Annotated in this window: 23 protein-coding genes; 12 read left to right on the forward strand and 11 right to left on the reverse strand. The window is 69.6% G+C overall.

All coding sequences use genetic code 11. The annotated features are described in order from the left end of the window. Positions 1-15: 15 nt before the first annotated feature. On the reverse strand, positions 16-783 hold the full coding sequence (locus tag NA3_RS04380) for an ArsR/SmtB family transcription factor (RefSeq protein ID WP_062962281.1): 768 nt from the start codon (positions 781-783) through the stop codon (positions 16-18). Between the two features lie 157 nt (positions 784-940). On the opposite strand from NA3_RS04380, the gene NA3_RS04385 reads away from it, so the two are divergent. The 3 genes from NA3_RS04385 (at position 941) to NA3_RS04395 (ending at position 3944) form a co-directional block, all read left to right on the forward strand. Next, positions 941-1189, forward strand: a complete 249-nt coding sequence (locus NA3_RS04385; RefSeq protein WP_128145358.1) for a hypothetical protein — start codon at positions 941-943, stop codon at positions 1187-1189. Between the two features lie 51 nt (positions 1190-1240). Continuing rightward, a complete protein-coding gene (locus tag NA3_RS04390; protein ID WP_062962283.1) occupies positions 1241-2659 on the forward strand; it encodes an MFS transporter in 1419 nt (472 codons plus the stop codon). 100 nt (positions 2660-2759) lie between these two features. Then, positions 2760-3944, forward strand: a complete 1185-nt coding sequence (locus NA3_RS04395) for a hypothetical protein (protein ID WP_062962397.1) — start codon at positions 2760-2762, stop codon at positions 3942-3944. Between the two features lie 6 nt (positions 3945-3950). On the opposite strand, the gene NA3_RS04400 is transcribed toward NA3_RS04395, so the two are convergent. Further along, on the reverse strand, positions 3951-4892 hold the full coding sequence (locus NA3_RS04400) for a hypothetical protein (protein WP_227995036.1): 942 nt from the start codon (positions 4890-4892) through the stop codon (positions 3951-3953). A gap of 268 nt (positions 4893-5160) precedes the next feature. Between NA3_RS04400 and NA3_RS04405 the strand changes: the two genes are divergently transcribed. Further along, positions 5161-6396: an MFS transporter gene (locus tag NA3_RS04405; protein WP_062962285.1), complete on the forward strand. Its 1236-nt coding sequence runs from the start codon at positions 5161-5163 to the stop codon at positions 6394-6396. Continuing rightward, positions 6393-6932 carry a GNAT family N-acetyltransferase gene (locus NA3_RS04410; RefSeq protein WP_062962286.1) on the forward strand — a complete coding sequence of 180 codons (540 nt, stop codon included), beginning with the start codon at positions 6393-6395 and terminating at the stop codon, positions 6930-6932. The genes NA3_RS04405 and NA3_RS04410 overlap by 4 nt, the downstream gene beginning before the upstream one ends. Before the next feature lie 46 nt (positions 6933-6978). On the opposite strand, the gene NA3_RS04415 is transcribed toward NA3_RS04410, so the two are convergent. Together NA3_RS04415 and zapE are read right to left on the reverse strand one after the other, a co-directional pair. After that, positions 6979-7785: a tyrosine-protein phosphatase gene (locus NA3_RS04415; protein WP_062962287.1), complete on the reverse strand. Its 807-nt coding sequence runs from the start codon at positions 7783-7785 to the stop codon at positions 6979-6981. A 78-nt stretch (positions 7786-7863) separates the two neighbouring features. After that, on the reverse strand, positions 7864-8883 hold the full coding sequence (gene zapE / locus NA3_RS04420) for a cell division protein ZapE (RefSeq protein WP_062962288.1): 1020 nt from the start codon (positions 8881-8883) through the stop codon (positions 7864-7866). 35 nt (positions 8884-8918) lie between these two features. Between zapE and NA3_RS04425 the strand changes: the two genes are divergently transcribed. The 4 genes from NA3_RS04425 to msrB all read left to right on the forward strand — a co-directional run bounded on the left by NA3_RS04425 (position 8919) and on the right by msrB (position 13277). Next, complete coding sequence (locus NA3_RS04425) at positions 8919-9710, forward strand: pyrimidine reductase family protein (RefSeq protein WP_062962289.1); 792 nt, start codon at positions 8919-8921, stop codon at positions 9708-9710. A gap of 32 nt (positions 9711-9742) precedes the next feature. Continuing rightward, the gene (locus NA3_RS04430) at positions 9743-11308 is read left to right on the forward strand and encodes an alpha/beta fold hydrolase (RefSeq protein ID WP_062962290.1); all 1566 of its coding nucleotides are present in this window, start codon (positions 9743-9745) and stop codon (positions 11306-11308) included. A 118-nt stretch (positions 11309-11426) separates the two neighbouring features. Continuing rightward, on the forward strand, positions 11427-12764 hold the full coding sequence (locus NA3_RS04435) for a glycosyltransferase family 87 protein (RefSeq protein ID WP_227995035.1): 1338 nt from the start codon (positions 11427-11429) through the stop codon (positions 12762-12764). A gap of 57 nt (positions 12765-12821) precedes the next feature. Then, a complete protein-coding gene (msrB, locus tag NA3_RS04440) occupies positions 12822-13277 on the forward strand; it encodes a peptide-methionine (R)-S-oxide reductase MsrB (protein WP_062962291.1) in 456 nt (151 codons plus the stop codon). Positions 13278-13460: 183 nt separating this feature from the next. Here the strand turns inward: msrB and hemQ are convergent, their stop codons facing one another. The 3 genes from hemQ to hemE all read right to left on the reverse strand — a co-directional run bounded on the left by hemQ (position 13461) and on the right by hemE (position 16920). Next, complete coding sequence (gene hemQ, locus NA3_RS04445) at positions 13461-14156, reverse strand: hydrogen peroxide-dependent heme synthase (RefSeq protein ID WP_062962292.1); 696 nt, start codon at positions 14154-14156, stop codon at positions 13461-13463. A 194-nt stretch (positions 14157-14350) separates the two neighbouring features. Further along, positions 14351-15691 (reverse strand): protoporphyrinogen oxidase, encoded by a 1341-nt coding sequence (locus NA3_RS04450; RefSeq protein ID WP_062962293.1) that lies wholly within the window; start codon positions 15689-15691, stop codon positions 14351-14353. Between the two features lie 161 nt (positions 15692-15852). Beyond that, positions 15853-16920, reverse strand: coding sequence for a uroporphyrinogen decarboxylase (hemE, locus tag NA3_RS04455; RefSeq protein WP_062962294.1), 1068 nt, complete (start codon positions 16918-16920; stop codon positions 15853-15855). A 119-nt stretch (positions 16921-17039) separates the two neighbouring features. On the opposite strand from hemE, the gene NA3_RS04460 reads away from it, so the two are divergent. Together NA3_RS04460 and NA3_RS04465 are read left to right on the forward strand one after the other, a co-directional pair. After that, positions 17040-17678: a DUF3000 domain-containing protein gene (locus tag NA3_RS04460; RefSeq protein WP_084491137.1), complete on the forward strand. Its 639-nt coding sequence runs from the start codon at positions 17040-17042 to the stop codon at positions 17676-17678. A 21-nt stretch (positions 17679-17699) separates the two neighbouring features. After that, a complete protein-coding gene (locus NA3_RS04465) occupies positions 17700-19010 on the forward strand; it encodes an HRDC domain-containing protein (protein WP_084491140.1) in 1311 nt (436 codons plus the stop codon). Here NA3_RS04465 and NA3_RS04470 read toward each other — a convergent pair. Further along, entirely contained in the window at positions 18998-19801 is an 804-nt protein-coding gene (locus NA3_RS04470) for an enoyl-CoA hydratase (RefSeq protein WP_030517206.1), read from the reverse strand. The two genes, NA3_RS04465 and NA3_RS04470, sit on opposite strands and share 13 nt — an antisense overlap. 43 nt (positions 19802-19844) lie before the next feature. Next, on the reverse strand, positions 19845-21740 hold the full coding sequence (dxs, locus tag NA3_RS04475) for a 1-deoxy-D-xylulose-5-phosphate synthase (protein WP_062962295.1): 1896 nt from the start codon (positions 21738-21740) through the stop codon (positions 19845-19847). A gap of 174 nt (positions 21741-21914) precedes the next feature. On the opposite strand from dxs, the gene NA3_RS04480 reads away from it, so the two are divergent. After that, on the forward strand, positions 21915-22619 hold the full coding sequence (locus NA3_RS04480; RefSeq protein ID WP_062962296.1) for an SIMPL domain-containing protein: 705 nt from the start codon (positions 21915-21917) through the stop codon (positions 22617-22619). Between the two features lie 62 nt (positions 22620-22681). On the opposite strand, the gene NA3_RS04485 is transcribed toward NA3_RS04480, so the two are convergent. Then, positions 22682-23965, reverse strand: coding sequence for a class I SAM-dependent RNA methyltransferase (locus tag NA3_RS04485; RefSeq protein ID WP_062962297.1), 1284 nt, complete (start codon positions 23963-23965; stop codon positions 22682-22684). Continuing rightward, positions 23962-25950 carry an APC family permease gene (locus NA3_RS04490; RefSeq protein WP_062962400.1) on the reverse strand — a complete coding sequence of 663 codons (1989 nt, stop codon included), beginning with the start codon at positions 25948-25950 and terminating at the stop codon, positions 23962-23964. Before NA3_RS04490 ends, NA3_RS04485 begins: the two co-directional genes overlap by 4 nt. Between the last annotated feature and the right edge of the window lie 12 nt (positions 25951-25962).

A 25962-nucleotide genomic window follows, 5' to 3' on the forward strand; every position in this document is an offset into this window, starting at 1 on the left:
TGTGCTCGGCGCGGGCTATTCGGCGAATTCGACGCCCAGCACCCGGTCCAGCACGCGTGCTCCGCTCTCGGTCAGCCGCAGCGTGCGGCGGGTCCCGGGCCGTTCCACCCAGCCCGCCGATTCCATGCGGGTCAGGACCGCGGCACCGAGCGCACCGCTCAGGTGATGGCGTTGCTCGCTCCAGTCGACGCAGAAACGCAGCAGCGGGCGGCGCCGGCCGCGGGCGGCGTCCAGATCCACGCCCAGCTCGGCGAACAGGGCCTCGGCATTCGGGCCCAGGCGATACGGGTGGTCGGTCATCGGCGCCGAGATCGGATCTCCTTGTGCGCGTGCGGTTCCCGCGACGCCGTCCGTTCGGGTCAGCGCCTGCCGATCGAGCAGCGCCTCGGTGACCGCGACGCCCAGTCGGCCGGCCAAGTGGTCGTAGCAGCTGCGTGCCCGGCGCAGCGCCGCCGCGCGGGTGGATTCCCGCAGCGAGCGCACGGGCCGCGTCGGCGCCAGCACCGCCAGCGCTTCGATCGCCGCCCCGACCTGAGCATTCGCTATGCGGTAGTACCGGTGCCGGCCGGATCGTTCGACGGTGAGCAGTCCCCCTTCCACCAGCCGGGCCAGATGCTCGCTGGCCGTGGACGCCGCGACGCCGGCTTCCGCGGCCAGCACCGATGCCGGCAGCGCGCGCCCGTCCGCCAGGCCGATCATCATGCGCGCCCGGGTCGCGTCGGCCAGCAGGGCGCCGACAGCGGCGATATCGGAATATCCGTAGAGAGGTCGGCGATCGGTCATAACCCGAGTCTGCCGCGACAACACTTCGGCGGGCACCGAAGCATCGTCGCTCGGCGATGTCCGGCCGAAATCTGCCCGAGCGGTTCGTCCCGCGCTCGGCGGGCCGGCCCGGTTCCGAGACCTTGACTATGGTCCGGGTTCCGCCGAGATTGGGGTGGTGCGTGCGCGTGCGGAGGAACTCGATGCGGCGCCGGCCGAGGGATTCGAACCGGTCGGAGCGGTCGAGATGACGCTGAGCGCGTTCGGCGCCGGCGACATCCACGGCTCGATCGACGAGATTGCGTACGCCGCCGCCGACCTCGGTGGCGAGTACTTCTACGTCACCGACTCCCTGGGCGCGCGAGTCACCGCCGTGGTCTATCGCCGTAGTCGCCGGCGCCGCAGGTGGTTCCGCGGCCGGACCTGACCCGACGATACTTCGGCCCCAGCCGAAGGGTTCCGCACCGACACTGCGGATATGACTTCGACTCCACAGGTTCGCAACCCGGCCGCCATCCTGACGGTGATGTGCGCGGGGATGTTTCTGGTGTTGCTGGATGTGACCATCGTGAACGTCGCGCTGCCCGCGATCGGGCGTGGTCTGCATACCGGCGTCGCCTCGTTGCAGTGGGTGGTGGACGGGTATGTGGTCGCGATCGCGGGACTGCTGCTGGCGGCGGGCACGGTCGGCGATCGGATCGGGCATCGCCGCATGCTGCTCGCCGGTTTCGCGGTCTTCGGGCTGGCGTCGCTGGCGTGCGCGCTGGCCCCCTCGATCGGGGTGCTGATCGGGGCGCGGGTGGTCCAAGGTGTGGGTGGGGCCCTGCTGTTGCCCAGCACCATGGCCGTCATCGTGGACGTCTTCCCGGATCGCGCGGAACAGGCGAAGGCGCTGGGCACGTGGGCGGCGGTCTCGTCGCTGGCGTTGCCGGCCGGGCCGCTGCTCGGCGGAATTCTCGTCGACCGTCTCGGGTGGCGGCCGGTCTTCTGGATCGCGGTGCCGCTGACGATCGCGGCGACCGTCGCGGCGCGGATCGTGGTACCGGCCGCACCACCGCGGCGCGGCGAGCGCATCGACGTGCTCGGACTTGCCGGATTCGTGCTCGGTCTGGGGGCGCTGGTGTTCGCCGTCATCTCCGCGGGGCACCACGCGGGGACGGGGGTCGCCGGCACCGCGACGGTGGTCGCGGTGTGTGCGCCGGCGGGCGCCTACGTGTCGGCGCGGCGTAGCACGCATCCGTTTCTGCCGGTGGATCTGTTGCGGCACAAGGATTTTCTCGCTCCCAACATCGTCGCCCTGATGATGAACCTGATCTTCAACGGCATCCTGTTCATCGGCATGCTGTATCTGCAGGACACGCTGGGGCGCTCCCCCGTCGCGGCCGGTGTCAGCGTGCTGCCGCTGGCCCTGCCGCTGGTGCTGCTGGCGCCGGTATCGGGACGACTGACCGCCCGGTACGGCCCGCGCCCGGCGATCGCGATCGGCTGCGCTCTCGCGGCATGCGGTTCGGCGATGCTGCTCACGCTCGACGGCCACGGCGGAAGCGGCGGGCTGCTGCTGAGCTTCACCGTGCTCGGCTGCGGCTCCGGACTCATCACGACGTCGGTGGTCGCGGCGACGGTGCGCGCCACACCGGCGGACCGGTCCGGCCTGGCGACGGGAGTGTCCAATACCGCCCGTCAGGTCGGAACCGCCTGCGGTGTCGCGATATTCGGTGCGGTGGCCGGATCGCCGACCGGCCCCGGCTTCGTCGGCGCCATCCACGCGCTGGCGGCCGGATCGGCACTCGCGTGGGTGGTGGCGCTGCTGATCACCATCTTCGCCGTGGAGGCCGGCGGGTCACGAGCGGCCGAGTCGGGCCGGGACAGTCGCCTCACCGAACCTGCCCGCCGCTGAATCGGTCGCCACATCGCGGACACGCCCACGCGCGAGCGCACGGAACCCACACGAGGGCATAGGCTTTCGAAAGGACGTGCGATTCAGCGAAAGGCATGTGGTGACGACCAACCGCATCGAGGAGATACAGGCCGGGCTGCTCGACGACCTGCGTGACGGCATCTCCTTCACCTCCGAGCAGATGGCCGACACGCTGGCGGACATGGTCGCGGCCCAGGCCGAGGAACGCCCCCGCGACGGCGAGCTGCTCACCCGCCGGCTCGGGCTCGACGGTGTGCGCCCGGAAACCTTGACGCTGCTGGGCGCCCGCTTCGAACTCTCGCGCGACCGGGTCCGCCAGCTCTACACCCGCGCGGCGGGGCAGCTGCTGCGGCGAGTGCAGGCCACCGGCCATCCCGGCACCGCCGTCTTCGCCGACCAGTACCCGGTCGGCTGGGGCGATCAGCGCCTGACCCGCACGCTGCTCGTCGAAACCTATGTCGGAGATTGCGATATCGCCGCCCAGGATCTCGCCTATCTGAAATTGCGGCTGGCCGGGCATTCACTGATCGACGCCAAGCGGTTGGCGGGCTTCGTCTTCCAGCGCATCGCGGGCTGGCAGCAACGTGGCCGCTGGCATCTCGATCGTCCCCGCCCGGCCGAACCCGCTGCCGGGCAACTGCTTCCGCTGCTGCGCCGGGTGGAGTGGCCGAGCGGGGATCCCGCCGACCTGCCCGAGCTGCCGATCACGACCGTCGATGCCGACGACGATGCCCGCGGCCACATGTTCGCCGAGAAACTCGGCCGCGAAACCACATTCGACACCGCGCTGCAGGCCCGGCTGCTGCGCATGCTCGACGACGGCGAACAGGTCGACAGCTACACCGAGCGGCCCGTGGCCGTCGACTTCACCGTCGACGGGGTCGCGGACTCCTACTGCCCCACCGTCGGCGCGCGACTGACCGACGGACGCGTACTCCTGGCCGAGGTGGTCGCGTTGGGGCAGTTGGGATTACACGCCAACCGAGTGCGCCTCGAGGCGGCCCGGGCACAGGCGCACGCCCGCGGCTGGGGATGGCTGGTGTTCACCGGCAGCCGGCTCGGCGAGCCGGATCTGTTGCGGCATACGGTGTCCGCTCGTTCGGAGAACATCCTCCGCAACCGGCTCGCCACCGGCGCCGTGCACTGGGCCGAATTCCGGAGCCTGGTCGACGAGACCGGGATGGAACCGGTGGACCTGATCGCGCTCGCCCTGCGCCACGGCTGGCGCTGGGATCGTGCCCCGTTCCGGCTGAGCGCGACCTGAACAGTCCTACTTCAACATGAATCCCGCCACGATGAACGTCACGATCACCAGCATCGCGAAACAGGTCAACAGCTGCCAGTGCAGCACCGCCTCGCGCTGACGCGCGATTCGCACCCGCAGGCCGGCCTCGAGCCTGTCGCGATCGGACAGTCGGCGTTTGACCGCGTCCAGCTCCCCGGCGACGAGTTCGGCGCGTTCGAGCCGGTGCATCATCTTGTGCATCTGTTTGGCCTTGTCCCGAGCCGCCCTGCGCGCCAGGGCCAATTCGGTGCGCTGGTCGAGCAGTTCCTGCCGCTGCTGCGCGATCATCATCGCCTGTGCGTGGGTGTGGGCCTCCCAATCGCTCACCGTCGCCCACCCTCTCGTGTCCTCGTCCAGATACCCGCAGGCCAACTCGCCCGCGACCCAGCCATCGATGAATTCCCTTATTCCCCAGGGGGTTTGCCTGGGACTGAGGATACCGTCGGAATCGATGACCAGCCCACCCGACAATGCCCGGTACTCACACCCGGCGGCGGCGAAATCGTCCACGCCCAGCGCCGGTATCTGCCCGATCCAATATCCCGTCGGGCACAGCCACAACACCTCGTCACAGCCCACCGCCTTCAACCTGGCCGTGCGTATGCGCGCGTCCTCGATCGAGACCGGCGCGCTGCGCACCTCGATCGCGCACAACCGGTCCCCGCGCCGCCACAGCAGACCGGGTGTCTGCGCACCCAGCGGTTTGTCCACCTCGGCATCGTCGGCACCCGCCGCCAGCAGCCTGCCGCGCAACCAGTACTTGAGCCGTTGCACATCCCAGTGACAGTCGCCACATCCGGGTTCGCGACACCGGTCACCCGCCTGATGTCCACGCGGATTCGGCTCCACCACAGGCAGTTTCACCGGCTCCAGGGGAGCCAGCGTCGTCGTCTGCTGCCTCGTCTCGGCCCGTTCTGTCGTACTCACGCGACCACTCCCCTACCCGTGCACCAGCGGCCCGTGCGGCCCGCTGTATCCAGAGTGCCGCACGTGCCAGGGGGCTACACGTCCCCGTGACCGGTTTCGTTATCCAACCGGGAGCCCCACGTGATCATCGAGTCGGGTGAACTGCGGAATCGCCCGCGATCGGACAGCGGCGTAATCGCGACGTTGCGAAGCCGGAACTACTGCTGCCGAGTGCGAGGCTCGGGGGCTCCGCTACCGTCTCGGGGCTCCGACCCATTAGGCTGCGCAGATGTTCGACCGCGGATACATTCCTGTATCGGCCGTGCGTGCCGCCCGCACCGCCAATTCGGTGGCCTTCGCGCTGCAGGGCTTCTTTCTCGCGGTGGTGCTCACCGAACTGCCGCAACAGCGGGATCGACTCGGGCTCACCGACACCGTCATCCTGGTCGCGGTCGTGATGATCTCCGGGCTGGCCGCCGGCGGCAGTCTGCTGGCCGAGCGGGTGGCGGTGCGCTGGTCGAGCCGGGTGGCGTTGCGGGCCGGGCTGGCTCTGATCGCGGTGACCGGACTGGCGATCGCGGTCGCGCCGACCATCGCGGTCGCGCTGGTCGCACTCGGCTGTTACGGGGTCGCGGTCGGCATGGTCGACGCGGGCACGAATATGCAGGCGGTGTTCATTCAGCACGGGTACGGGCGGTTCGTGCTGTCGTCGTTCTACGCCGCGTGGAGCGCCGGATCGATTCTCGGCGCCCTGTTCGTCTCGGGCTGCGCGAAAGCCGGAATCACACTGCCCTATGCGGTCACCATCGCCGCCGCGGTGGTCGCGGTGGCGAGCCTGGTGTTCGGGCCTCGACTGCTCGGGGCCGGCCAGGCCGAAGCGCAGCCCGCCGATTCGGGGCGGGCGCCCGAACCCGTTGCGGCCGTTGCCCTGCGGGCCTATCTCGCCCTGGGTATCGCGATGGCGCTGGTGTTCGCCATCGATCTGGCGGTGGGCAACTGGTCCGCGCTGTACCTCACCGACGATCTGCTGTCGTCGTCGGCGACGGCGGCCCTGGCGCTGGCCGCCTACCAGGGCGCCTCGCTGCTCACCCGGCTCAGCGGCGACTGGTGGGTGCGCCGATTCGGCGCGCGGGCGGTGGTTCGAGTGGCCGCCGGGATCGGCGTTCTCGGCCTGACGCTGGTGGTGGCCGCGCCCGGACCGGCCACGGCACTGGCCGGATTCCTCGTCGCGGGCCTCGGCCTGCCCGTGATCGCACCGCTGTGCTTCAGCGAAGCCGGGCGACTGACCGAAGGCCGCGGACTGGACGCGGTGATCGCCCGGCTCAACCTGTTCAACTACGCCGGCACACTGATCGGCGGCGGCGTGGTCGGGGCCGTCGCCGCTGCGTCGAGCCTGCGGATCGGGTTCGTGATCCCGCTGCTGTTCGCCCTCGTCCTCATCGCCACCGCGCGTTTCTTCCGGCCGCGCCCGGCCCCCGGCGAGCCGGCGGCGACCCGATCCGGACATGTTGTACTGGACCCATGACCGAGCAGGAAGTCGTCGTCGACCGCGCCGGCCTGTGGGACGCGGAGAAATTGAGCGACGTCGCCACCGCGACGTTCCCTTTGGCGTGCCCGCCGGAGCTGACCGAGGAGAGCATCGCCGCGTTCATCGCCGAGGTGCTGTCCGGCGAACGCTTCGGCGAATATCTGAGCGATCCGCAGCGCGTCGTGCTCAAGGCCGTCATCGGCGGCGACATCGTCGGCTACACCATGCTGATCGCCGGTGAACCCGTCGACCCCATGGTCGCCACCATGATCGAGGCCCGCCCCGCGCTCGAGATCAGCAAGATGTACGTGATCCCCGGCTACCACGGCCGTGGCGTCTCGACCGCCCTGATGGACGCGGCGGTGGACTATGCGCGCCGCGGCGGATTTTCGGTGATCTGGCTCGGCGTGAACCAGCGCAACGAGCGGGCCCAGCGCTTCTACGGCAAGCACGGTTTCCGCCGAGTCGGCACCAAGACCTTCACTGTCGGCAGCCAGGTGTGCCACGACTTCGTGATGCAACGGGAGCCGTGAATCCGGCTGCCCCGCAACCGGATTCACTCGCGCCGGAAATCCGCGGTCAGGAGAGCAGTTTCGCCTTCAACGCCGCGATATCGCCGTCGGTCAGCTTCAATCCGTCGTGGACGTAGTCGTCGAAACTGCCGTAGCTCTGGTTCACCTGATCGAAGGCGGAATCCAGCGCCGACTGCACGACCCCGTTCACCGTGTCACCCTCGGCGGCGTCGCGATAGTAGTTCGACAGCAGGAAGTCGTAGTTCACCGTCTCGCGGTCCACGCCGAGGATCGTCAGCAGGACCGCCGAGGTCCAGCCGGTGCGATCCTTGCCGGCCGAGCAGTGGAAGAGCACCGAACCGTCGCCGCCGGCGATGTCGTGCAGGACGCCGGCGAACGCCTCGCTCGCACCGGGAGCCGTGATGAACGCGCGATACAGGTCGGTGCCGGCGCTCAGCGTCGAGGCCACGACCTGCGGCGGCGCCTGGCCGATCACATCGTGGATGTTCAGCGTCGCCCCCACCGGCACCCGGTCCGGGCTCAGCGCGCGTTCGTAGCTCGTGCGCAGATCGGCGACGACTCGCAGCCCGCGCGCGGACAGCGCGGCGGAATCGGCGTCGGACAGTTTGCCCAGGTCCCCCGAGCGGAAGACCAGGCCGGTCCTGACGACGTGACCGTCGGTGGTGCGGTATCCGCCGATATCGCGGGCATTCTGCACACTCGCCAGATGCAGCGGCCGGTCCTCGGTGTTCACCGAGACCGACGAGGGGGCGGCGGGCGGGTCGGCGGCGACCGCGACACCCAGCGCCGGACCGGCCGCGATGAGAGCGCCGACGGCGACGGTGGCAGCGAGGCGAATCGAACGATGGGCCATGTCAGCTCCGTTCAGAGGGAAACTGGACAGTCGTCCATTACGGGTTCGCCTCCCGACAGTACGCCGTACGGACCGGGCTCAGCCCGCCGGCACCTCGAATCGCGACAGCGCCAGCAGGCGCGAGATCGCGCGCAGGTACTTCTTGCGGTACCCGCCGCCGAGCATCTCCTCGGAGAAGATCTTGTCCAGCGGCGCACCCGAGACGGTGACCGGCGTGCCGGCGTCGTAGAGCCGGTCCGCCAGCACGACCATCCGCAGCGCCACCGCCTGATCGGTGATGGTGTGGACCGCCGAGATGTAGACCGCCGACACGCCCGCGATCAGCGAACCGTACTTCGACGGATGCAGCGTGCTCAGGTGCGTGAGCAGTCCGTCGAAGTCGTCGAGCGTGGAATTCGGTGTGGCCGCGGCCTTTTCGGACAGCAGTCCCGGATCGGTGGGTTCCGGCGCGGGCGGCAGGTCGCGGTGGCGGTAGTCGGGGCCGTCGACGCGGACGGTGTCGAACAACGAACCCAGCTTGCGGATCTCGCGCAGGAAGTCCTGCGCGGCGAACCGGCCCTCACCCAGTTGATCGGGCAGCGTGTTCGACGTCGCCGCCACCGACACGCCGCGCGCGGTCAATTCGGTGAGCAGCCGCGACACGAGCATGGTGTCGCCCGGATCGTCGAGTTCGAATTCGTCGATGCACAGCACGCTGTTGCCGCCCAGGCGTTCCACCGCGTTCGTGAAGCCCAGGGCGCCCACGAGATTCGTCACCTCACCGAAGGTGCCGAACGATTTCGGGCCGGGTGAGGCATGGAAGATCGAGGCCAGCAGGTGCGTCTTACCGACGCCGAATCCACCGTCGAGATACAGCCCGGCACCGTCGACGTGCTTCTTCTTCCCGAACAGCGACTTCTTGCCGGCGGCGGCGTGGATCTTGCCCACGCGCGCGGCGAAATCCTCGGCCGCGCGCACGGCCGCGGCCTGGCTCGGCTCCTTGGGATCGGGAATGTAGGAGGCAAAACTCACCTCGTCGAAGGTGGGCGGGGGCACCATCTGGGCGATGAGTTGATCGGCCGGAACCTCCGGATGACGATCGACGAGGCGTTGTTGCACGCTCGTAGCGTACTGACGTGGTGTGATCGGACCTTATGCAGCGTGTCCCCGATGCGATCCAGTTCACAGCACTGACCACCGACGGTGCCGGCGAGATCACCGACCTGGTTCAGCTCTACACCTATCCGGCGGCCCTGGAGCGGCCGTGGATCCGGGTCAACTTCATCGCCAGCCTCGACGGCGCGGTCACCGTCGACGACCGCTCCGGCGCCCTGGGCCGGCCCGCCGACGCCACCGTCTTCGCCATCCTGCGCGATCTGGCCGACGTGATCGTCGTCGGCGCCGGTACCGTGCGCGTGGAGAACTACGGCGGTGCGCGCACCGATTCCCGGCGCCGCATGCGCCTGCATCACCACGGGCTGGGCGGGGCGCGCGACGGTGCGCCGCCGCCGGTCGCTGTGGTGACCGCGAGCGCGGCGCTGGATCCGTCGAGCCGGCTGTTCACCGACACCCAGCGCCCGCCGATGATCCTCACCACCGCCGCGGCCGACGGCGAACGCAAACGCCTGCTCGCCGAGACCGGCGCCGAGGTGATCGAGGCCGGGCAGAGCACCGTCACCGCCGCCGACATCCGCCGGGTGCTGGGCGAGCGCGGCCTGCTGCGGGTGCTGTGCGAGGGCGGCCCGTCGCTGTTCGGCGAACTGATCGGCGCGGGCGCGGTCGACGAGTTGTGCCTGACCGTCTCGCCGCTGCTGGTCGGCGGTACGGCGGGCCGAATCGCGGTGTCGCCCAATGCCTTGCCGACGCCGATGAGCCTGCGCCACGCACTGATCGACGACGACGGCACGGTGCTGACGCGGTGGGAGCGCAGCCGCACCCAAGGCTGAAACGACGCACCGGACCTGGCAGGCTGTAGCGCATGCGTTGGACTCGCGCCGCTCTGCTGGCATCGTCGCTGACGGTTCTGCTGACCACCGCCTGTGGTGCCGGACCGTCGCAGCGACCGGGCGTCGCGGTGGAACAACCGCACGGCGGCTCGGGCCCGGCCACCAGCACCCGCGCCGCGCCGGCGGCACCACCGCGGGCACCGGTCCCCAAAACCGATCTCGCCTGGCACGATTGCGCGGCACCGACCTTCACCTCGCTGGGCACCGGGGCACCGCCGGCCGGAGTGAGTTTCGACTGCGCGGAGTTCTCGGCGCCGATCGATTCCGGCGGCACGGTCCTGGGCACCTTCCGGATCGCCGCGGTCCGCGCCCGCACGCCGCAGACGCCCGCCGACGCGGCGCCGCTGGTGGTGACCTCCGGCGGTGATCGATCCTCCACCGCGACCGTCGCGGGTCTGGTCTCCGGACCGGGCGCGGCGATTCTGGCGAGCAGGCCGGTGGTCGGGGTGGATCGGCGCGGTATCGGCAGCTCGCAGCCCATCGACTGCCTGCCCGACGACACCCGCCGGGGGCTGGCCGACAACGGCCAGTTCGCCCCCGGTGGCGGCGACCGGGTGGATGCGGTGGCGACACTGAGCCAGAACGCCACCGTCGCCTGCCAGGACTTCCTCCAGCCCTATCAGGGCACCTTCGACGCCCCGCACGCCGCCGACGACATCGAACAGCTGCGCAAACAGTGGCAGGTCGACCACATCGATCTGCTGGGCACCGGAAACGGCGCACGAGTGGCACTGAGCTATGCCGCCAAGTTCGGCAACCGGCTCGCCCGGCTGGTGCTCGATTCGCCGGAACCGGCCAATACCGACGCGGTGACGCGCACCGAACAGCAGGTGAAGGGTGCCGAGGCGGCGCTGACCGGATTCGCCCGGCGCTGCGCCGATCTCGGATGCTCACTGGGCGCGGATCCGCGGGCCGCGATCACCGATCTGATCAACCGGGCAGGAGCGGGACAACTCGGCACACTGTCGGCATCGGCGCTGACCACCACCATCACCGCGTTCCTCGGCGACCCACGCGCCGATCAGGCCGCGCGCACCACCGAACTGGCCGATGCGCTGTCGGCGGCCGGACGCGGCGATCAGGGGGCTGTGCAGGCTCTGGTCACCCGGGAGGCTGCGGCGGTGGGAGCCGACGGGCAGTTCGTGTCCCGCTGTAGCGACAACCAGCAGCCCGCCACCCCCGAGCGCGCCAAGCAGCTCGAAATCGAGTGGGCCGCCAAATATCCCGCCTTCGGGAAGACCGCGGCCACCGGATTGATGGAATGTTCGGCGTGGCCGGTGGCGCAGGCGCCGCGACTGCCGGACACGTTCACCCTGCCGGTGCTGGTGCTGGGCACGGCCGCCGATCCCGTCGTCGGCGGCGACGGGCGATCCTCGGTCACCGGCGCGCTGGGTGCGGCCGGTGCGCGCAACTCCACCGTGCAGTGGCAGGGCTGGGGGCATCCGGTGTTCACCCATTCGGGTTGTGCGCAGCAGAACATCGTCGGCTATCTGAAGGACGGCACGCTGCCCGCCGACGGCACCGCCTGCCCGGCCTGAGGCGAGCGTGCGGGTACGCGCGACGTGGCCCGGCACACACCTGGCAAAAGCGGTCTCCGGCGCGCCCGACGGCGGGTCCGCGCAACCATCGCCCAGGTTTCCGGTGTACCGTGCCCCAGTGTTCCTTCGTCAGCTCGAGCCGCGCACCGCTCGCACCACCGCCGAAGTGTTCAACTTCGCACTGTGGCCGTTTGCGATCCTCACAGTGCTGCATCAGGTCATCGTCAAAGGGACCAACTTCTCCATCACCGACGATTTCGCGCCGGTTTACAAGGCCTCGCTGGCCTTCCTCAACGGGCGGGCGATCTACGGCGAGAACTTCGACCTGGTCGACCCGCACTATCTGTACCCGCCCAGCGGCACCCTGCTGATCGCGCCGCTGGCGCTGATCGACCCGGAGAAATCGCGCTGGTGTTTCATCGCGCTCAACGCGGTGGCGATCATCCTGGCCTGGTATCTGCTGCTGCGGCTGTTCAAGTACTCGACGAAATCGGTGGCCGCGCCGCTGCTGCTGTTGCTGATGTTCGCCTCCGAAACCGTCATGAACACATTGGGTTTCGGCAATGTCAACGGCTGCCTGCTGCTGGCGGAGGTGCTGTTCATCCACCTGCTGCTGCAGCGGCGGGACCTGCTGGCCGGACTCGTCATGGGACTCACGATCGCGGTCAAACCGACGCTGGCGCCGATGCTGCTGATACCGCTGGCGCGGCGCCAGTGGCAGGTCTTCATCACCGCGATCGGCGTGCCGGTGGTGCTGATGGCGGTCGCGTGGCCGCTGACCAAGGATCCGATGGACTTCGTCCACCGCACGCTGCCCTATCTGCTCAAATCGCGTGACTACTTCAACAGCGCGATCGCGGGCAATGCCGAGTACTACGGACTGCCGATGTGGCTGTCCTGGGGTATGCGCATCACGCTCGGCGTGCTGGTGCTGATCTCGCTGTGGCTGCTGTACCGATACTGCCGAGACGACGAGCTGTTCTTCGTCTGCACCACCGCGGGCATCATCCTGATCGCGTCCTGGCTGCTGTCGGGTCTGGGACAGCAGTACTACTCGATGATGCTGTTCCCGTTCCTCATGACGGTGGTGCTGCGCAATTCGGTGTTGCGCAACTGGCCGGCGTGGATGGCGATCTTCGGGTTCATGACCTACGACAAGTGGCTGCTCGACCACTGGCAGAGCGCCGGGCGCGCGCTCGAGTACCTGCGCGTCACCTTCGGCTGGGCGCTGCTGCTGATCGTGACGTTCTGCGTCCTCGGCGACCGGTATCTCGCGGCCCGGCGCGAGGGCCGGCTGGATTCGGGTATCGAGCCGGCGTTCCTGTCGCACACGGCGACCACGACGACTCCGGCCGCCACCGCCGATCCGGCGCCGCGCATCGATCGCCACGAATCGGTGCCCGATGACGACACGATGGATCCCACGGCCCAGTCCGAGGCCGGTGCACTGCGCTGACCTGCGGTGATCTCACGCGCATCGAGGGTGGTCGCGCGGCGCCACTAGACTCGCGTCATGAGCTCACAGGATGGTTCGCCCGCGACCTCATCGCTTCCGGCACCCAAGATCGAGCTGAGCCCGCAGCAGTGGCGGGCGCGGCTGACCCCGCAGGAGTACGCGGTGCTGCGCGAAGCGGGCACCGAACGCGCCTTCACCGGTGAATACACCGATACCGAAACCACCGGCGTCTACACCTGCCGGGCCTGCGGCGCCGAATTGTTCCGCAGCACCGAGAAATTCCATTCGCACTGCGGGTGGCCGTCGTTCTTCGATCCGGCCGATTCCGATGCGGTGATTCTGCGGGCCGACGACTCGCTGGGGATGCGCCGGGTCGAGGTGCTGTGCGCCAACTGCCACAGCCACCTCGGGCACGTCTTCGAGGGCGAGGGTTATCCGACCCCGACCGACAAGCGGTATTGCATCAACTCGATCGCGCTGCGCCTGCACCCCTCGGACGACGCGGCGGGCTGATCGCGGCGCAGCGAGGCGTTCGAGCCCGCTGTGGTCCGAACTCACCGCCCGAGTGCCGGATGCGATCCGCCGCTGCGGATCGCGCGCCGAGCAGGCGCGCGACCGAGCTGACGGGACGACCCTACGGGCCCGGCCGCATTCCGGCACGCCCCGAATTCCGGGGGCACAGGGGGATCACGCGGCTCAGGGCAGCGCGTTGACCAGCTGCTCGACCTCCACGCGCGGGCCGCTGAAGAACGGAATCTCCTCGCGCACGTGGTTGCGGGCGTCGGTGGCGCGCAGATCACGCATCAGGTCGACGATGCGGTGCAGTTCCGGGGCCTCGAAGGCGAGAATCCACTCGTAGTCGCCGAGCGCGAACGAGGCCACCGTATTGGCCCGCACGTCCGGATAGGCGCGGGCCTGCTTGCCGTGGTCGGCGAGCATGCGGCGACGCTCCTCGTCGGGCAGCAGGTACCAGTCGTAGGAGCGCACGAACGGGTAGACGCAGATGTAGTTGCCCGGTTCCTCCCCGGCCAGGAAGGCCGGGATGTGGCTCTTGTTGAACTCCGCCGGACGGTGCAGGGCGGCATTGCTCCACACCGGCGTGCTCGCGCGGCCCAGATCGGTGGTGCGGCGGAAATCGGCGTAGGCGGCCTGCAGATCCTCGATCCGCTCGGCATGCCACCAGATCATGAAATCGGCGTCGGCGCGCAGACCCGCCACGTCGTAGAGGCCGCGGACCACGACGCCACGCTCCTCGAGCGAGTCGAAGAATTCACGCGCCTGCTTGACCACGGTGTCGCGCTGATCCCCCAGTACTCCGGGTTTGACCTGGAACACCGAGAACATCAGATACCGGATGGTCGAATTGAGAGCTTGGTAATCGAGTCGCGCCATAGCGTCCATCGTGCCACTGGGCACTGTGCGACAGAACGGCCGCATCCCGTGTTCTGCCGCACGACAACGGTCGTGGGTCGCGCGCGGATCCACCCGTGACCGTGGCACGGCCATCCGGAACCGGGCCGAGCCGGGCCGCCGGAACGCGGCGACAGACTGGGCGGCGAGTGATGGCGAACCTGGTGCACCGTGCGTCAGTGCGACAGAATGCGTTGCGCGGCAGCGGTTCCCGAGGCAGCACAGGCCGGGACGCCGACGCCGTGCAGGTAGGCACCGGCGATCGCCAGGCCGGGCAGCGCCGCGACCGCCGATTCCAGTTCCGCGATCCGGGTGGTGTGGCCCGGCGCGTACTGCGGCAGGCCACCGCGCCAGCGTTGCACCAGGGCCGTGTCGGGACGAATCGCACGTCCGGTGACGGTGGACAGGTCCGCCACCGCGGCGGCGACGAGATCCTCGTCCGACCAGGTCAGAGGGGTGTCGTCGCCGAAGCGGCCGAAGGAGGCGCGCACCAGCGCCACCTCGCGCTCGGCCAGATGCGGCCATTTGCGGCTGGACAGCGTGAAGGCCTTGGCGCGCAACGGTTCTCCGGTGGCGACCAGGATCCCCGAATTGTCGGGCAGTGGGGTCTCGGCCGGCAGGCCCAGCGCCACCACGGCCGACGAGGACAGTTCGATGGTGGCCGCGACCGCGGCGGCCGCGGGCGCGGCGGCGCCCAGCAGCGTCGCGGTGACCGGGGCCGGGGTGGCCAAGATCACAGCGTCGGCCTCACCGATGGGGTCGACCCGCCAGCCCGTGGCCGTACGCGCCAGACCCGTTGCGGCCGTATCGGTTTCGACCTTCGGCGCGGCGGCCTCGCGCAGGGCGTCGAGGAGTACCCGGTATCCGTCGCGCAGGCCGCCGAAGACCGGGGCCGTGGACGGCGGCGGCAGGGCGTCGGCGACCGCGCGGGTGAGATTCGGAGCGCCGGCGTCGAGGGCGGCGGCCAGGGTCGGCAGCGCCGCCCGCACCCCGATCGACTCCGCACGCCCGGCATACACCCCGCCCAGCAGCGGGTCGACACTGCGCCGGACCACCTGCGTGCCGAAGCGGTCGCCGACCAGCTCGGCGACCGACACATCGCCGCCGCGTTCCCAGCGCAGCGGCCGGCTGGGCTCGGCGGCGATACGGTCGAGCGTGTCCGCGTCCACCAGGCCGGCCACGGCATCCGGGCTGGCGGGAATGCCCATCAGCGTGCGTTCGGGCAGTGGGTGGGCGGCGCCGCCGGACCAGATCAGCGGTCGCCGCCCGGCCGGGTGCACCAACTGTTCGGTCAGCCCCAATTCCGCGAGGAGCGCCGGGATCTCGGGCCGGCGGCCCACGAACGCCTCCGCTCCCAGGTCCACCGGCTCACCTGCCAGCTCACCGGTGTGCAGAATGCCGCCGACCCGGTCGCGTCGCTCCACCAGCACCAGTTCGAGTTCCGAGCCGAGGGCCATCCGCAGCCGATACCCCGCGACCAGACCACTGATCCCGCCCCCGACCACCACGACCCGCATAGCCTGCTCCTCACTCGTCGAGCGCGTCGGCGCCGCACCGCACCCGCGCCTCTGCAACGTACCCGCCCGCAGACGAGCGCCCGCTCACCGCCTCGTCCGGGACCCCGGCCGACCCGCGCCGCGCATGACCGACATCGGCAGCTGTCCGGCAGCGGATTCCGTTACAGCGGCGTGGGCAGGCTGTGGATCAGTTCGACCGCCGCGGTGATGGCGCCGGGGTCGGTGTCGGGCAGCACGCCGTGGCCCAGGTTGAAGATGTGGCCGGTGGCGCCGAGGGTGATCGCCTCGTCCGCCTCGTGGGCGATGCGGCGAATCTCACGCTCGACGACCTCGCTGCCCGCGAACAGGACGGCCGGATCGAGGTTGCCCTGCAAGGCTTTTCCGGGCCCGACGCGCCGCGCCGCGGCCGTCAGCGGCACTCGCCAGTCGACGCCGACGACATCGGCTCCGGCCTCCCCCATCGCACCCAGCAGTTCACCGGTTCCGACACCGAAGTGGATGCGCGGCACACCGGCTTGCGCGATCTCGGCGAAAACCCGTTCCGAATGCGGCAGAACGAATTCCCGGTACTGCGCCAGCGACAACGCGCCCGCCCACGAGTCGAACAATTGCACGGCGTCCACGCCGGCCGCGAGCTGGGCGCGCAGGAATTCCACGGTGATATCGGTGAGCACACCGAGCAGCGCGTGCCAGGTCTGCGGGTCGCCGAACATCAGCGCCTTGGTCCGTTCGTGGTGGCGGCTGGGCCCGCCCTCCACCAGATAGGACGCGAGAGTGAAAGGGGCACCGGCGAATCCGATGAGCGGTGTCTCGCCGAGTTCGTCGAGCAGCAGCCGCACCCCGTCGGTGACCGCGCCGACCTCCTCGCGCCGCAACCGCGGCAGTGCGCGCACATCGTCGACCGAGCGCACCGGCTTCGCGATCACCGGCCCCACGCCGGGCACGATATCGAGATCGATGCCGGCGGCCTTGAGCGGAACGACGATGTCGGAGAACAGGATTGCCGCATCCACACCGTGGCGGCGGATCGGCTGCACGGTGATCTCGCACACCAGCTCCGGATCGAAACACGACTCCAGCATTCCGATGCCCGCGCGCAGTTCGCGGTACTCGGGCAGGGACCGGCCGGCCTGCCGCATGAACCAGACGGGACGGCGGCCGGGTCCGGCGCCGGTAGCGGCGGCGAGGAACGGCGCATCGGGCAAGCGGCGGCGGGTTGGTGTGCTCATCCCCGCTATCGTAAGCCGCCGCCGGGCACCCACCCGCGCGGCCGTCCCCGCCCGGTCACGGCGCCCGTAGCGGCGCGCCTCCGCGTGCCGGACACCGCAGAGGTCTACCGTTCACAGACGTGACACCGCTCGACTTCCGCGACGGCGCCGCACCGACCCCGGGCCCTGACAGCGAACCAGCCCAGTTTCGCGCCGCGGTCGATGCGATGGGCACCGCATCCGTCCATCCTCGGATCGAGCTCGCACCGATCCGGCCCCCACAACGCCTGGCACCCTATTCGTATGCCATCGGAGCCGAGGTCAAACATCCCGACACCAATGTCATCCCGGTCGATTCCGACGACGACGCCTTCGGCCGCCTGATCCTGCTGCACGACCCGAACGGGCACGAGGCCTGGCACGGCGTTTTCCGATTGGTGGCCTACATCCAGGCCGATATCGATGCCGCGCTGGCCGGGGATCCGCTGCTGCCGGAGGTCGCCTGGAGCTGGCTGGTCGACGCCCTGGAATCGCGCGGCGAGGAGTTCACCGCGCTCGGTGGCACGGTCACCTCCACGAGTTCGGTCCGCTACGGCGATATCGCCGGGCCGCCGCGCGCCTATCAACTGGAGTTGCGTGCCTCGTGGACGGTCGGCTCACCCCAGCTGGCCCAGCATGTCGAGGCGTTCTGCGAGGTGCTGGCCTACGCCGCGGGACTGCCCCCGGCCGGCATTACCCATTTGCGCCCGCATCCGCAGATTGCCGACGACCAGTTCTGAGCGACACGTAGAGTTCGGGCTATGCCCGAAGCCGACGAGTCCGACACCCTCGCGAGGACACCACCCGCACCGCAGCAGCCCGCGCAGGACGCGGACAGCGCGGTTCCTCTGCTCGCCCCGGCCGACGGCATTCCCCCGGTTCTCGATTCCGCCCGTGAGATCGCGGAGGCGGCCGCCGCGCTGGCCGCCGGTTCCGGCCCGCTGGCCGTCGACGCCGAACGCGCCTCCGGGTTTCGCTACTCCAACCGGGCCTATCTGATCCAGCTGCGCCGGCGCGGCAGCGGGACCTTCCTCATCGACCCGATTCCGGATCCGGGCGCGGTGGACGCGCTGGCGGCGGTGATCAACGATTTGGAATGGGTGCTGCACTCCGCCGACCAGGACCTGCCGTGCCTGGCCGAACTGGGGCTGCGACCGGCCCGGCTGTTCGACACCGAACTGGGTGGCCGGTTGGCCGGGTTCGAGCGGGTCGGACTGGCCGCCATGGTGGCCCGGCTGCTGGGCCGGGAACTGCGCAAGGGGCACGGCGCGGCCGACTGGTCGACCCGGCCGCTGCCGCAGGACTGGCTCAACTACGCGGCCCTGGACGTGGAACTGCTGGTCGAATTGCGCGACGAGGTCGCGGCCGTGCTGGCCGAACAAGGTAAATCCGACTGGGCCGCACAGGAATTCGACCATGTGCGCACCGCCCGGCCCGCGCCGCCGAAGCCGGATCGCTGGCGGCGCACCTCGGGCATCCACACGCTGCGGCGGCCACGCCAGCTCGCGACCGTGCGCGAATTGTGGACCGCCCGTGACGGTATCGCGCGTCACCGCGATGTGGCCCCCGCCCGGATTCTGCCGGATTCGGCGATCATCGCCGCGGCACAGGCGGATCCGAAGACGATTCCGCAGTTGCGCGCCCTGCCGGTGTTCGGTGGGCCGCGACAGCGGCGATATTCGCGGGAATGGCTGAACGCGGTGGAACGTGCTCGCGCGCTGCCGGATTCGCAGCTGCCGCCGATGTCGCAACCGTTCGACGGTCCGCCGCCGGTCAATCGCTGGGAGCGCCGCGATCCGGTCGCTGCGGCTCGTCTGGCCGCGGCCCGGGCGGCGATGAACGCGCTGTCGGAACGCCACGCGGTGCCGGTGGAGAATCTGCTGACTCCCGATCTGCTGCGCCGGCTGTGCTGGGACGGCCTGCCCGAATTCCGCACCGGCGCAACGCCGTCGGATCCCGCGGCCGCGATCGCCAAGTATCTCGAGGCCGGGGGCGCCCGGACCTGGCAGCGCGAACTGGCGGTTCCCGAACTGACCGCGGCACTGTTCCCGGAGCCGGCTCAGTCCTCGTAGACCGGTGTGCGCCGGTCGCGGCGCGCGCGGATGGCCTCGTCGAAATTCTCGGTGGTCAGCCGCACGTAGAGTTGCGCCGTACCTTCGTGCTGCATATGCGATTCCAGGCTGCCGGCCTCCATTCCGCTCCACAGCATGCGCTTGGTGAGCTCGGTGCCGACCCGGCTGTAGCCGATGATGCGTTCGGCCAGTTCGTAACACGTGTCGAGGAGTTTGTCGGCAGCGACCGTGCGGGACACCAAGCCGATCCGCTCGGCCTCGGCGGCGTCGATGTCACGGCCGGACAGCATGATCTCGAAGGCCCGGGAGGCTCCGATCGCGCGCGGCAACAGATAACTGATGCCGAGTTCGGCGGAGGTGAGCCCGTTGTTGATGCCGGCGGCACGGAAATAGGCCTGCTCCGACGCGATGCGGATATCGGTGGCCATGCTCAGGCAGAACCCACCGCCGATCGCGGCCCCGTTGATCGCCGCGATCACCGGCTGATGCATGCGCCGCAGTGTGGTCATCACATTGTCGAGCAGATCCATCGAACGCCGCGCCACGGTGGTGCGGGTGAGGCCCTCGATATTCGGCACCCGGCCGGCGCCCTGCAGATCGGCGCCGGAGCAGAAGCCATGGCCGGCGCCGGTGAGCACGACGACGCGGACCTCGTTGTCGGCGGCCACGGATTCGAGCGTCTCCCGCAGCGGGATCATGACGTCGAACGCCATGGCGTTCATGCGTTCGGGCCGGTTCAGGGTGACCAGCGCGATCTGCGGGCGAGGCTTCTCGACGAGCACGAACGACATGCGGACTCCTACCGGCGACGAAAACTGTAACCGGTTTCAGAATCTACACCGCACCACCGGTCAGCCACCGGGTAACGCGCTCGGCGATGTTCTCGGCCGTCAGTCCCAGCTCCTGGTGGATCTGGGCGCGCGAGCTGTGCTCGAGGAACTGCTGCGGCACCCCGAGTTCGCGGGTCGGCACGTCGAGTCCGGAATCGCGCAGCCGCGCGGAGACGGTGCAGCCGATGCCGCCGTGCAGGCCGCCGTCCTCCACGGTGACCACCATGCGATAGTTCTCGGCCAGTTTGACGACGGTGTCGGAGACCGGCAGCACCCAGCGCGGGTCCACCACCGTCACCGAAATCCCCCGATCCGCCAGCAGATCCGCCGCCGCGACCGCGGTGGCGCCGAGCGCGCCGACCGCCACGAGCAGGACGTCACCACGTACCGCCTGCGCCGAGGAGCCTTCCGGCATCCGCAGCACGTCGACACCGTCGAGCCGTTCCAGCGCCGAAACCTCCTCGACGACAGGGCCTTTCGGGAAACGCAGCGCGGTCGGGCCGTCGGCGACGGCCAACGCCTCGGCCAACTCCTCGCGCAGGGTCACCGCATCGCGCGGGGCGGCGACGCGAATGCCGGGCACGATGCCCAGCACCGACAGATCCCACATGCCATTGTGGCTGGCGCCGTCGTCGCCGGTGATGCCGGCGCGGTCCAGCACCAGCGTCACCGGCAGTTTCAGCAGCGCCACGTCCATCAGCAGCTGATCGAAGGCGCGGTTGAGGAAGGTCGAATAGATCGCGACCACCGGGTGCAGACCACCCAGCGCCAGTCCGGCGGCGGAGGTCATCGCATGCTGTTCGGCGATACCCACGTCGAACAGCCGGTCGGGGAACCGCTCACCGAACGGCGCCAGTCCCGTGGGGCCCGACATCGCGGCGGTGAGGGCGACGATGTCGTCGCGCTGTTCACCGTGGCGGATCAGTTCCTCGGAGAACACCGAGGTCCACCCGACGGTCTTGCCACCGGTCGGCTGTCCGGTCTCGGGGTCGATGGCGCCGATGGAATGCATCTGGTCGGCGACGTGGTCGACCGCGGGCTGATATCCGCGGCCCTTGAGCGTCACCGCGTGCACCACGACCGGGCCGCCGAAATCCTTGGCGCGGCGCAGCGCCGCCTCGAGCGCCACCGGATCGTGCCCGTCCACCGGGCCGACGTATTTGAGCCCGAGATCGCTGAACAGCTCCTGCGGGGCGACCGCGTCCTTGATCCCGGCCTTGAGCGCGTGCAGCATCGAATAGGCCGAGTTGCCGACGCGCGGAATGCCCTGGACGAACCGCTTGGTGGCGTCGAGCGCCTGCTCGTAGGCCGGTTGCATGCGCAGCGCGGTCAGCCGGTCGGCCAATCCGCCGATGGTCGGCGAATACGAGCGGCCGTTGTCGTTGACCACGATGATCAGCGACCGATCCGGTCCCGCGGCGATATTGTTCAACGCCTCCCAGCACATGCCGCCGGTGAGCGCGCCGTCACCGACGACCGCGACCACGTGGCGATCCTGCCCGGTCAGCGCGAATGCCTTGGCCAGACCGTCGGCGTAGGACAGCGACGCCGAGGCGTGCGAGGACTCCACCCAGTCGTGCTCGCTCTCGGCACGACTCGGGTAGCCGGACAGGCCGCCGTGCTTGCGCAGCCGATCGAATCCGTCCTTACGGCCGGTGAGGATCTTGTGCACATAAGCCTGATGGCCGGTGTCGAAGATGATCGGGTCGGCCGGGGAGTCGAAGACCCGGTGCAGGGCGATGGTCAATTCCACCACCCCCAGATTCGGACCCAGATGGCCGCCGGTGACCGCTACTTTGCGGACCAGGAACTCCCGAATCTCCTCGGCCAGCTCGCGCAGCTGCGGCACCGTCAGCCGGCGCAGGTCCTCGGGCGTATCGACCCGGGAAAGAACTCCCACCGTTCTCGCTCCCTCTCCGTGGCTCGTCTGTCTCGAACAGTCTACGGAGCCGCATCCGGGCCCGACGACGGGAACGACCGGCGAGCTGCGACATCCGATATCGGTGTGAGGCTCGACATAGATCAACCGCATTACAGTGGGTGACTGCCCGTCCCGCCCCGCAGGAAGGACGATATGACCGCTCAGCAGCAGAGAGACGCCACTGTCACCACATTCGGCCACGGCGTGGCGACGGCGACGCCCGATCGGATGCAGGTGTCGATTTCGGTCGAAACCCGGGCCGAGACGGTGGCGGCGGCCTACGGCCGGGCGGGTGAACGGACCGCCGCGGTCACCGGCGCGCTGCGCGCCGACGGTGTCGTCGCGAGCGATATCGCCACCACCGGCTTGTCCGTGCGGACCGAGACGACGTGGACCGACAACGAGGGTTCCCGCATCACCGGGTACGTGGCGACCACATCCCTGACCGTCAGCCTGCGCATCCCGAGCTCCGGCGCTACCTCCGAGGCCGCGGGCGGGTCGGCTACGGAGGTGGCCGAACCCGCGTCCGTGATCGCGCGGGCGGTCGCGGCCGGAGGCGACGACGTCCGCCTCGGCGGCCTGAACCTCACCGTGGCCGACCGGGGCGAATTGCTGGTGCGTGCGCGGGAGGCCGCCTGGGACGACGCCCTCGACCGCGCCCGCCGCTATGCCTCCCGCGCCGAGCGCACGCTCGGGCCGGTCCTGGAGATCACCGAAAACGTCGCGGCCCCACCGGAGCCCCGCGGCGGGATCGAATTCGTGGCCATGCGCTCCGCCCCGGCCGGCGCCCCGGTCCCTGTCGAGTACGGCGAGCACGAGGTCACCGCCGACCTGCGCGCCACCTGGCACTTGGATTGAGCCACATACGTTTTCACGCTGTATCGCCGTCCGGTCGAGCCCACCATCCTCCGGCGTGCCCCTTACGCCGGCTCGAGCAGGGCCAGACACTCCACATGATGCGTCGCGGGGAAGGCGTCGAAGGCTCGCAGTTCGCGCACCCGGTAGCCCGCCTCCCGGTAGAGACCTACGTCGCGGGCGAAAGCGGCTGGATCGCAACCGATATGAACGATGCGGGCGGGTGCTGCGGCAGTGAGCGGGGTGATGACCTGTTTTCCGGCGCCCGCACGGGGCGGGTCGAGGACGACGACCTCGGGCGCGCGGTTCTGGGCGGCAATCCAGCGTTCCACCCGATCGGCATCCAGGTGAACCGCGGGCAGGTCGCGCAGGGCGGCGGAGCCGTCCGCGACCGCCGAGCGGGCCGATTCGACGCCGAGCACCGTTCCGCCCGGACCTGCCTGCTCCGCCAGCCGGGCGGCGAAAACTCCTGCGCCGCAATACAAATCCCAGGCAGTGGCGCCGGGATCGAGTTCCGCCCAGCCTGCCACCACATCCGAATAGCGTTGCGCCGCGTCGCGATGCGGCTGCCAGAAGCCTGTCGCCGAAACGTCCCAGCGGCGTCCCGCCACGTATTGGACGGCTCGTCCGCTGCCGGACATCACCCGCTCGCGGCGGCGGGCATGGGCCGCGGCACGGCGCGCGGCGGTGGCGCGGCGGTCGCCTCCCCGGCGTGGCGGCGTGGCCGGCGGCGCGAGTTCCACCGTGTGCCGCATACCGTCCGCGTCCACCGCGATCACCAGTTCCGCACCGGGCGTCCACCTGCTCTCGGCGATGCCGTCCAGCGCGCCCGGAACCGGCTGCGGACAGCGCAGATCCGCGATCACGTCACTACTGCGATAGCGATGTACGCCCGCCCGGCCTTCGGCGTCGACCACCAGCCGGACCCGGGTCCGCCACCCGGTTTCGGGCGCGTCGCCGCCGGAGCCGAGCGGAAGCGGCTCCACGACGATGTCGGTGTCCCAGTGGGCGAGGCGCTGCAACTGCTCGCGGACCACGGATGCCTTCAGGCCACGCTGGGCCGCGGGGGTCGCGAAGGCGAAATCGCAGCACCCGGCGCCGCCGGGACCCGAGACCGGGCAATTCGGCGGCACGCGGTCGGAAGAAGTCTCCAGGATGTCGATCGCCTCGGCGCGGCAGAACGAGCCGCCGCGGTCCTCGGTCACCCGGGCGCGCACCAGTTCACCGGGCAGACCATGACGGACGAAGAGCACCCGGCCCTCGTGCCGGGCCACGCAGAAACCACCGTGGCCGGGTGGTCCCAGCCGCACCTGCACTGTGCGCCCGGACCAATCCGGCCCGGCACTCACGAACGATCCTCGTAACCGCGGCGAACCGAGCCCGGGGCATTGACCACTTCGGGGCGGCGTGCCTTGGCCGACGAACTCAGCTGCCACGGCACGCTCGTCACCATCACACCCGGCTCGAACAGCAACCGGCCCTTGAGCCGCAGCGCACTCTGGTTGTGCAGCAACTGTTCCCACCAGTGGCCGACCACGTATTCGGGGATGAAGACCGTCACCACATCGCGCGGCGAATCCTTGCGCACCCGCTTCACGTAATCGACCACCGGCTTGGTGATTTCGCGGTAGGGCGATTCGATCACCTTGAGCGGCACCGGAATATCGCTGTCGGCCCACTCCCGCACCAGCGCCCGGGTGTCGGGTTCGTCGACGTTGACGGTGACCGCCTCCAGCGTGTCCGGGCGGGTGGCCCGGGCGTAGGCGAGCGCGCGGCGCGTCGGCAGATGCAGTTTCGACACCAGCACGATCGAATGGGTGCGGCTGGGTAGAACGCCGGTGAACTCCTGCTCCTCGAGTTCGCGCCCGACGGTGTCGTAGTGGCGGCGGATCAGCCGCATCAGGCCGAAGATCGCGGCCATGGTGACGATCGCGATCCAGGCGCCGGCCAGGAATTTCGTGATGAGCACGATGATCAGCACGGCGCCGGTCATGGTCAGGCCGATGGCGTTGATGACGCGGGAGCGCAGCATCCGCCGGCGTACCGCCGGATCGGTTTCGGTGCGCAACAGCCGCGTCCAGTGCCGCAGCATGCCGGTCTGGCTCAGCACGAACGAGACGAACACCCCGACGATGTAGAGCTGGATCAGCCGCGTCACCTCGGCGCCGAACAGGACCACGAACGCGATCGCGGCGCCGGACAGGAACAGGATGCCGTTGCTGAACGCCAGCCGGTCGCCGCGGGTGTGCAGCTGCCGGGGCAGGAACCGGTCCTGCGCCAGGATCGAGCCGAGCACCGGGAAGCCGTTGAAGGCGGTGTTCGCGGCCAGCACCAGGATCAGGGCGGTGACGATGGTGATGTAGAAGAAGCCGAGCGGGAAACCGTCGAAGATCGTGTGCGCCAGCTGAGCGACCAGCGTCTTCTGTTCATAACCGGCCGGCGCCCCGACCAGATCGGACGAGTTCGCCGCGAAGACGACACCGAGCTTGCGCGCCATCAGGATGATGCCCATCAGCAGGGTGACGGCGATGACACCCAGCATCAGCAGCGTCGTGGCGGCATTGCGGGATTTCGGCTTGCGGAACGCGGGCACGCCGTTGCTGATCGCCTCCACGCCGGTCAGCGCCGCACATCCGGAGGAGAACGCGCGCGCGATCAGGAAGGTGAAGGCGATGCCCTGCAGATGTGACTCGTTGCCGTTGAGACCGAATCCGGAGGATTCGGCGTGCAGGTCGTCGCCGAAGACGAAGATCCGTACCGCCCCCCAGCCCAGCATCAGGAAGATCCCGATCATGAAGCCGTAGGTGGGAATCGAGAACGTGGTCCCCGATTCGCGCACCCCGCGCAGATTCATGGCGGTCAGCAGAACGATCGCCGCCACCGCGAACAGCACCTTGTGGGTGGACACGAACGGCACGGCGGACCCGATGTTCGACGCCGCCGAGGAGATCGACACCGCGACGGTGAGGACGTAGTCGACCATCAACGCACTGCCGACGGTGAGCCCGGCCATCGGGCCGAGATTGACCGTCGCGACCTCGTAGTCACCGCCACCGGACGGATAGGCGTGCACATTCTGCCGATAACTGGCGACCACGACCGCCATCACGGTCGCGACCGCCAGCCCGATCCACGGCGTGTAGACGTAGGCGGACAAACCCGCCGTGGAGAGCACGAGGAAGATCTCCTCGGGCGCGTACGCCACCGACGACAGGGCATCGGAGGCGAAGACGGGCAGCGCGATCCGCTTGGGCAGCAGGGTATGTCCCAGGGAATCGCTACGGAAAGGGCGGCCGACCACCATACGCTTGACGGCCGTCGTCAACTTGGACACTCGGCACAGCAT

It is taken from the genome of Nocardia africana NBRC 100379 (assembly GCF_001612635.1).
In the GTDB taxonomy this organism is placed as follows: Bacteria; Actinomycetota; Actinomycetes; order Mycobacteriales; family Mycobacteriaceae; genus Nocardia; species Nocardia africana.

Coding starts and splice junctions, on each gene's coding strand:
- NA3_RS04380 (WP_062962281.1), bottom strand. CDS start 783: ATGACCGATCGCCGACCTCTCTACGGATATTCCGATATCGCCGCTGTC.
- NA3_RS04390 (WP_062962283.1), top strand. CDS start 1,241: ATGACTTCGACTCCACAGGTTCGCAACCCGGCCGCCATCCTGACGGTG.
- NA3_RS04405 (WP_062962285.1), top strand. CDS start 5,161: ATGTTCGACCGCGGATACATTCCTGTATCGGCCGTGCGTGCCGCCCGC.
- NA3_RS04410 (WP_062962286.1), top strand. CDS start 6,393: ATGACCGAGCAGGAAGTCGTCGTCGACCGCGCCGGCCTGTGGGACGCG.
- NA3_RS04415 (WP_062962287.1), bottom strand. CDS start 7,785: ATGGCCCATCGTTCGATTCGCCTCGCTGCCACCGTCGCCGTCGGCGCT.
- NA3_RS04425 (WP_062962289.1), top strand. CDS start 8,919: ATGCAGCGTGTCCCCGATGCGATCCAGTTCACAGCACTGACCACCGAC.
- NA3_RS04430 (WP_062962290.1), top strand. CDS start 9,743: ATGCGTTGGACTCGCGCCGCTCTGCTGGCATCGTCGCTGACGGTTCTG.
- msrB (WP_062962291.1), top strand. CDS start 12,822: ATGAGCTCACAGGATGGTTCGCCCGCGACCTCATCGCTTCCGGCACCC.
- hemQ (WP_062962292.1), bottom strand. CDS start 14,156: ATGGCGCGACTCGATTACCAAGCTCTCAATTCGACCATCCGGTATCTG.
- NA3_RS04450 (WP_062962293.1), bottom strand. CDS start 15,691: ATGCGGGTCGTGGTGGTCGGGGGCGGGATCAGTGGTCTGGTCGCGGGG.
- hemE (WP_062962294.1), bottom strand. CDS start 16,920: ATGAGCACACCAACCCGCCGCCGCTTGCCCGATGCGCCGTTCCTCGCC.
- NA3_RS04465 (WP_084491140.1), top strand. CDS start 17,700: ATGCCCGAAGCCGACGAGTCCGACACCCTCGCGAGGACACCACCCGCA.
- NA3_RS04470 (WP_030517206.1), bottom strand. CDS start 19,801: ATGTCGTTCGTGCTCGTCGAGAAGCCTCGCCCGCAGATCGCGCTGGTC.
- NA3_RS04480 (WP_062962296.1), top strand. CDS start 21,915: ATGACCGCTCAGCAGCAGAGAGACGCCACTGTCACCACATTCGGCCAC.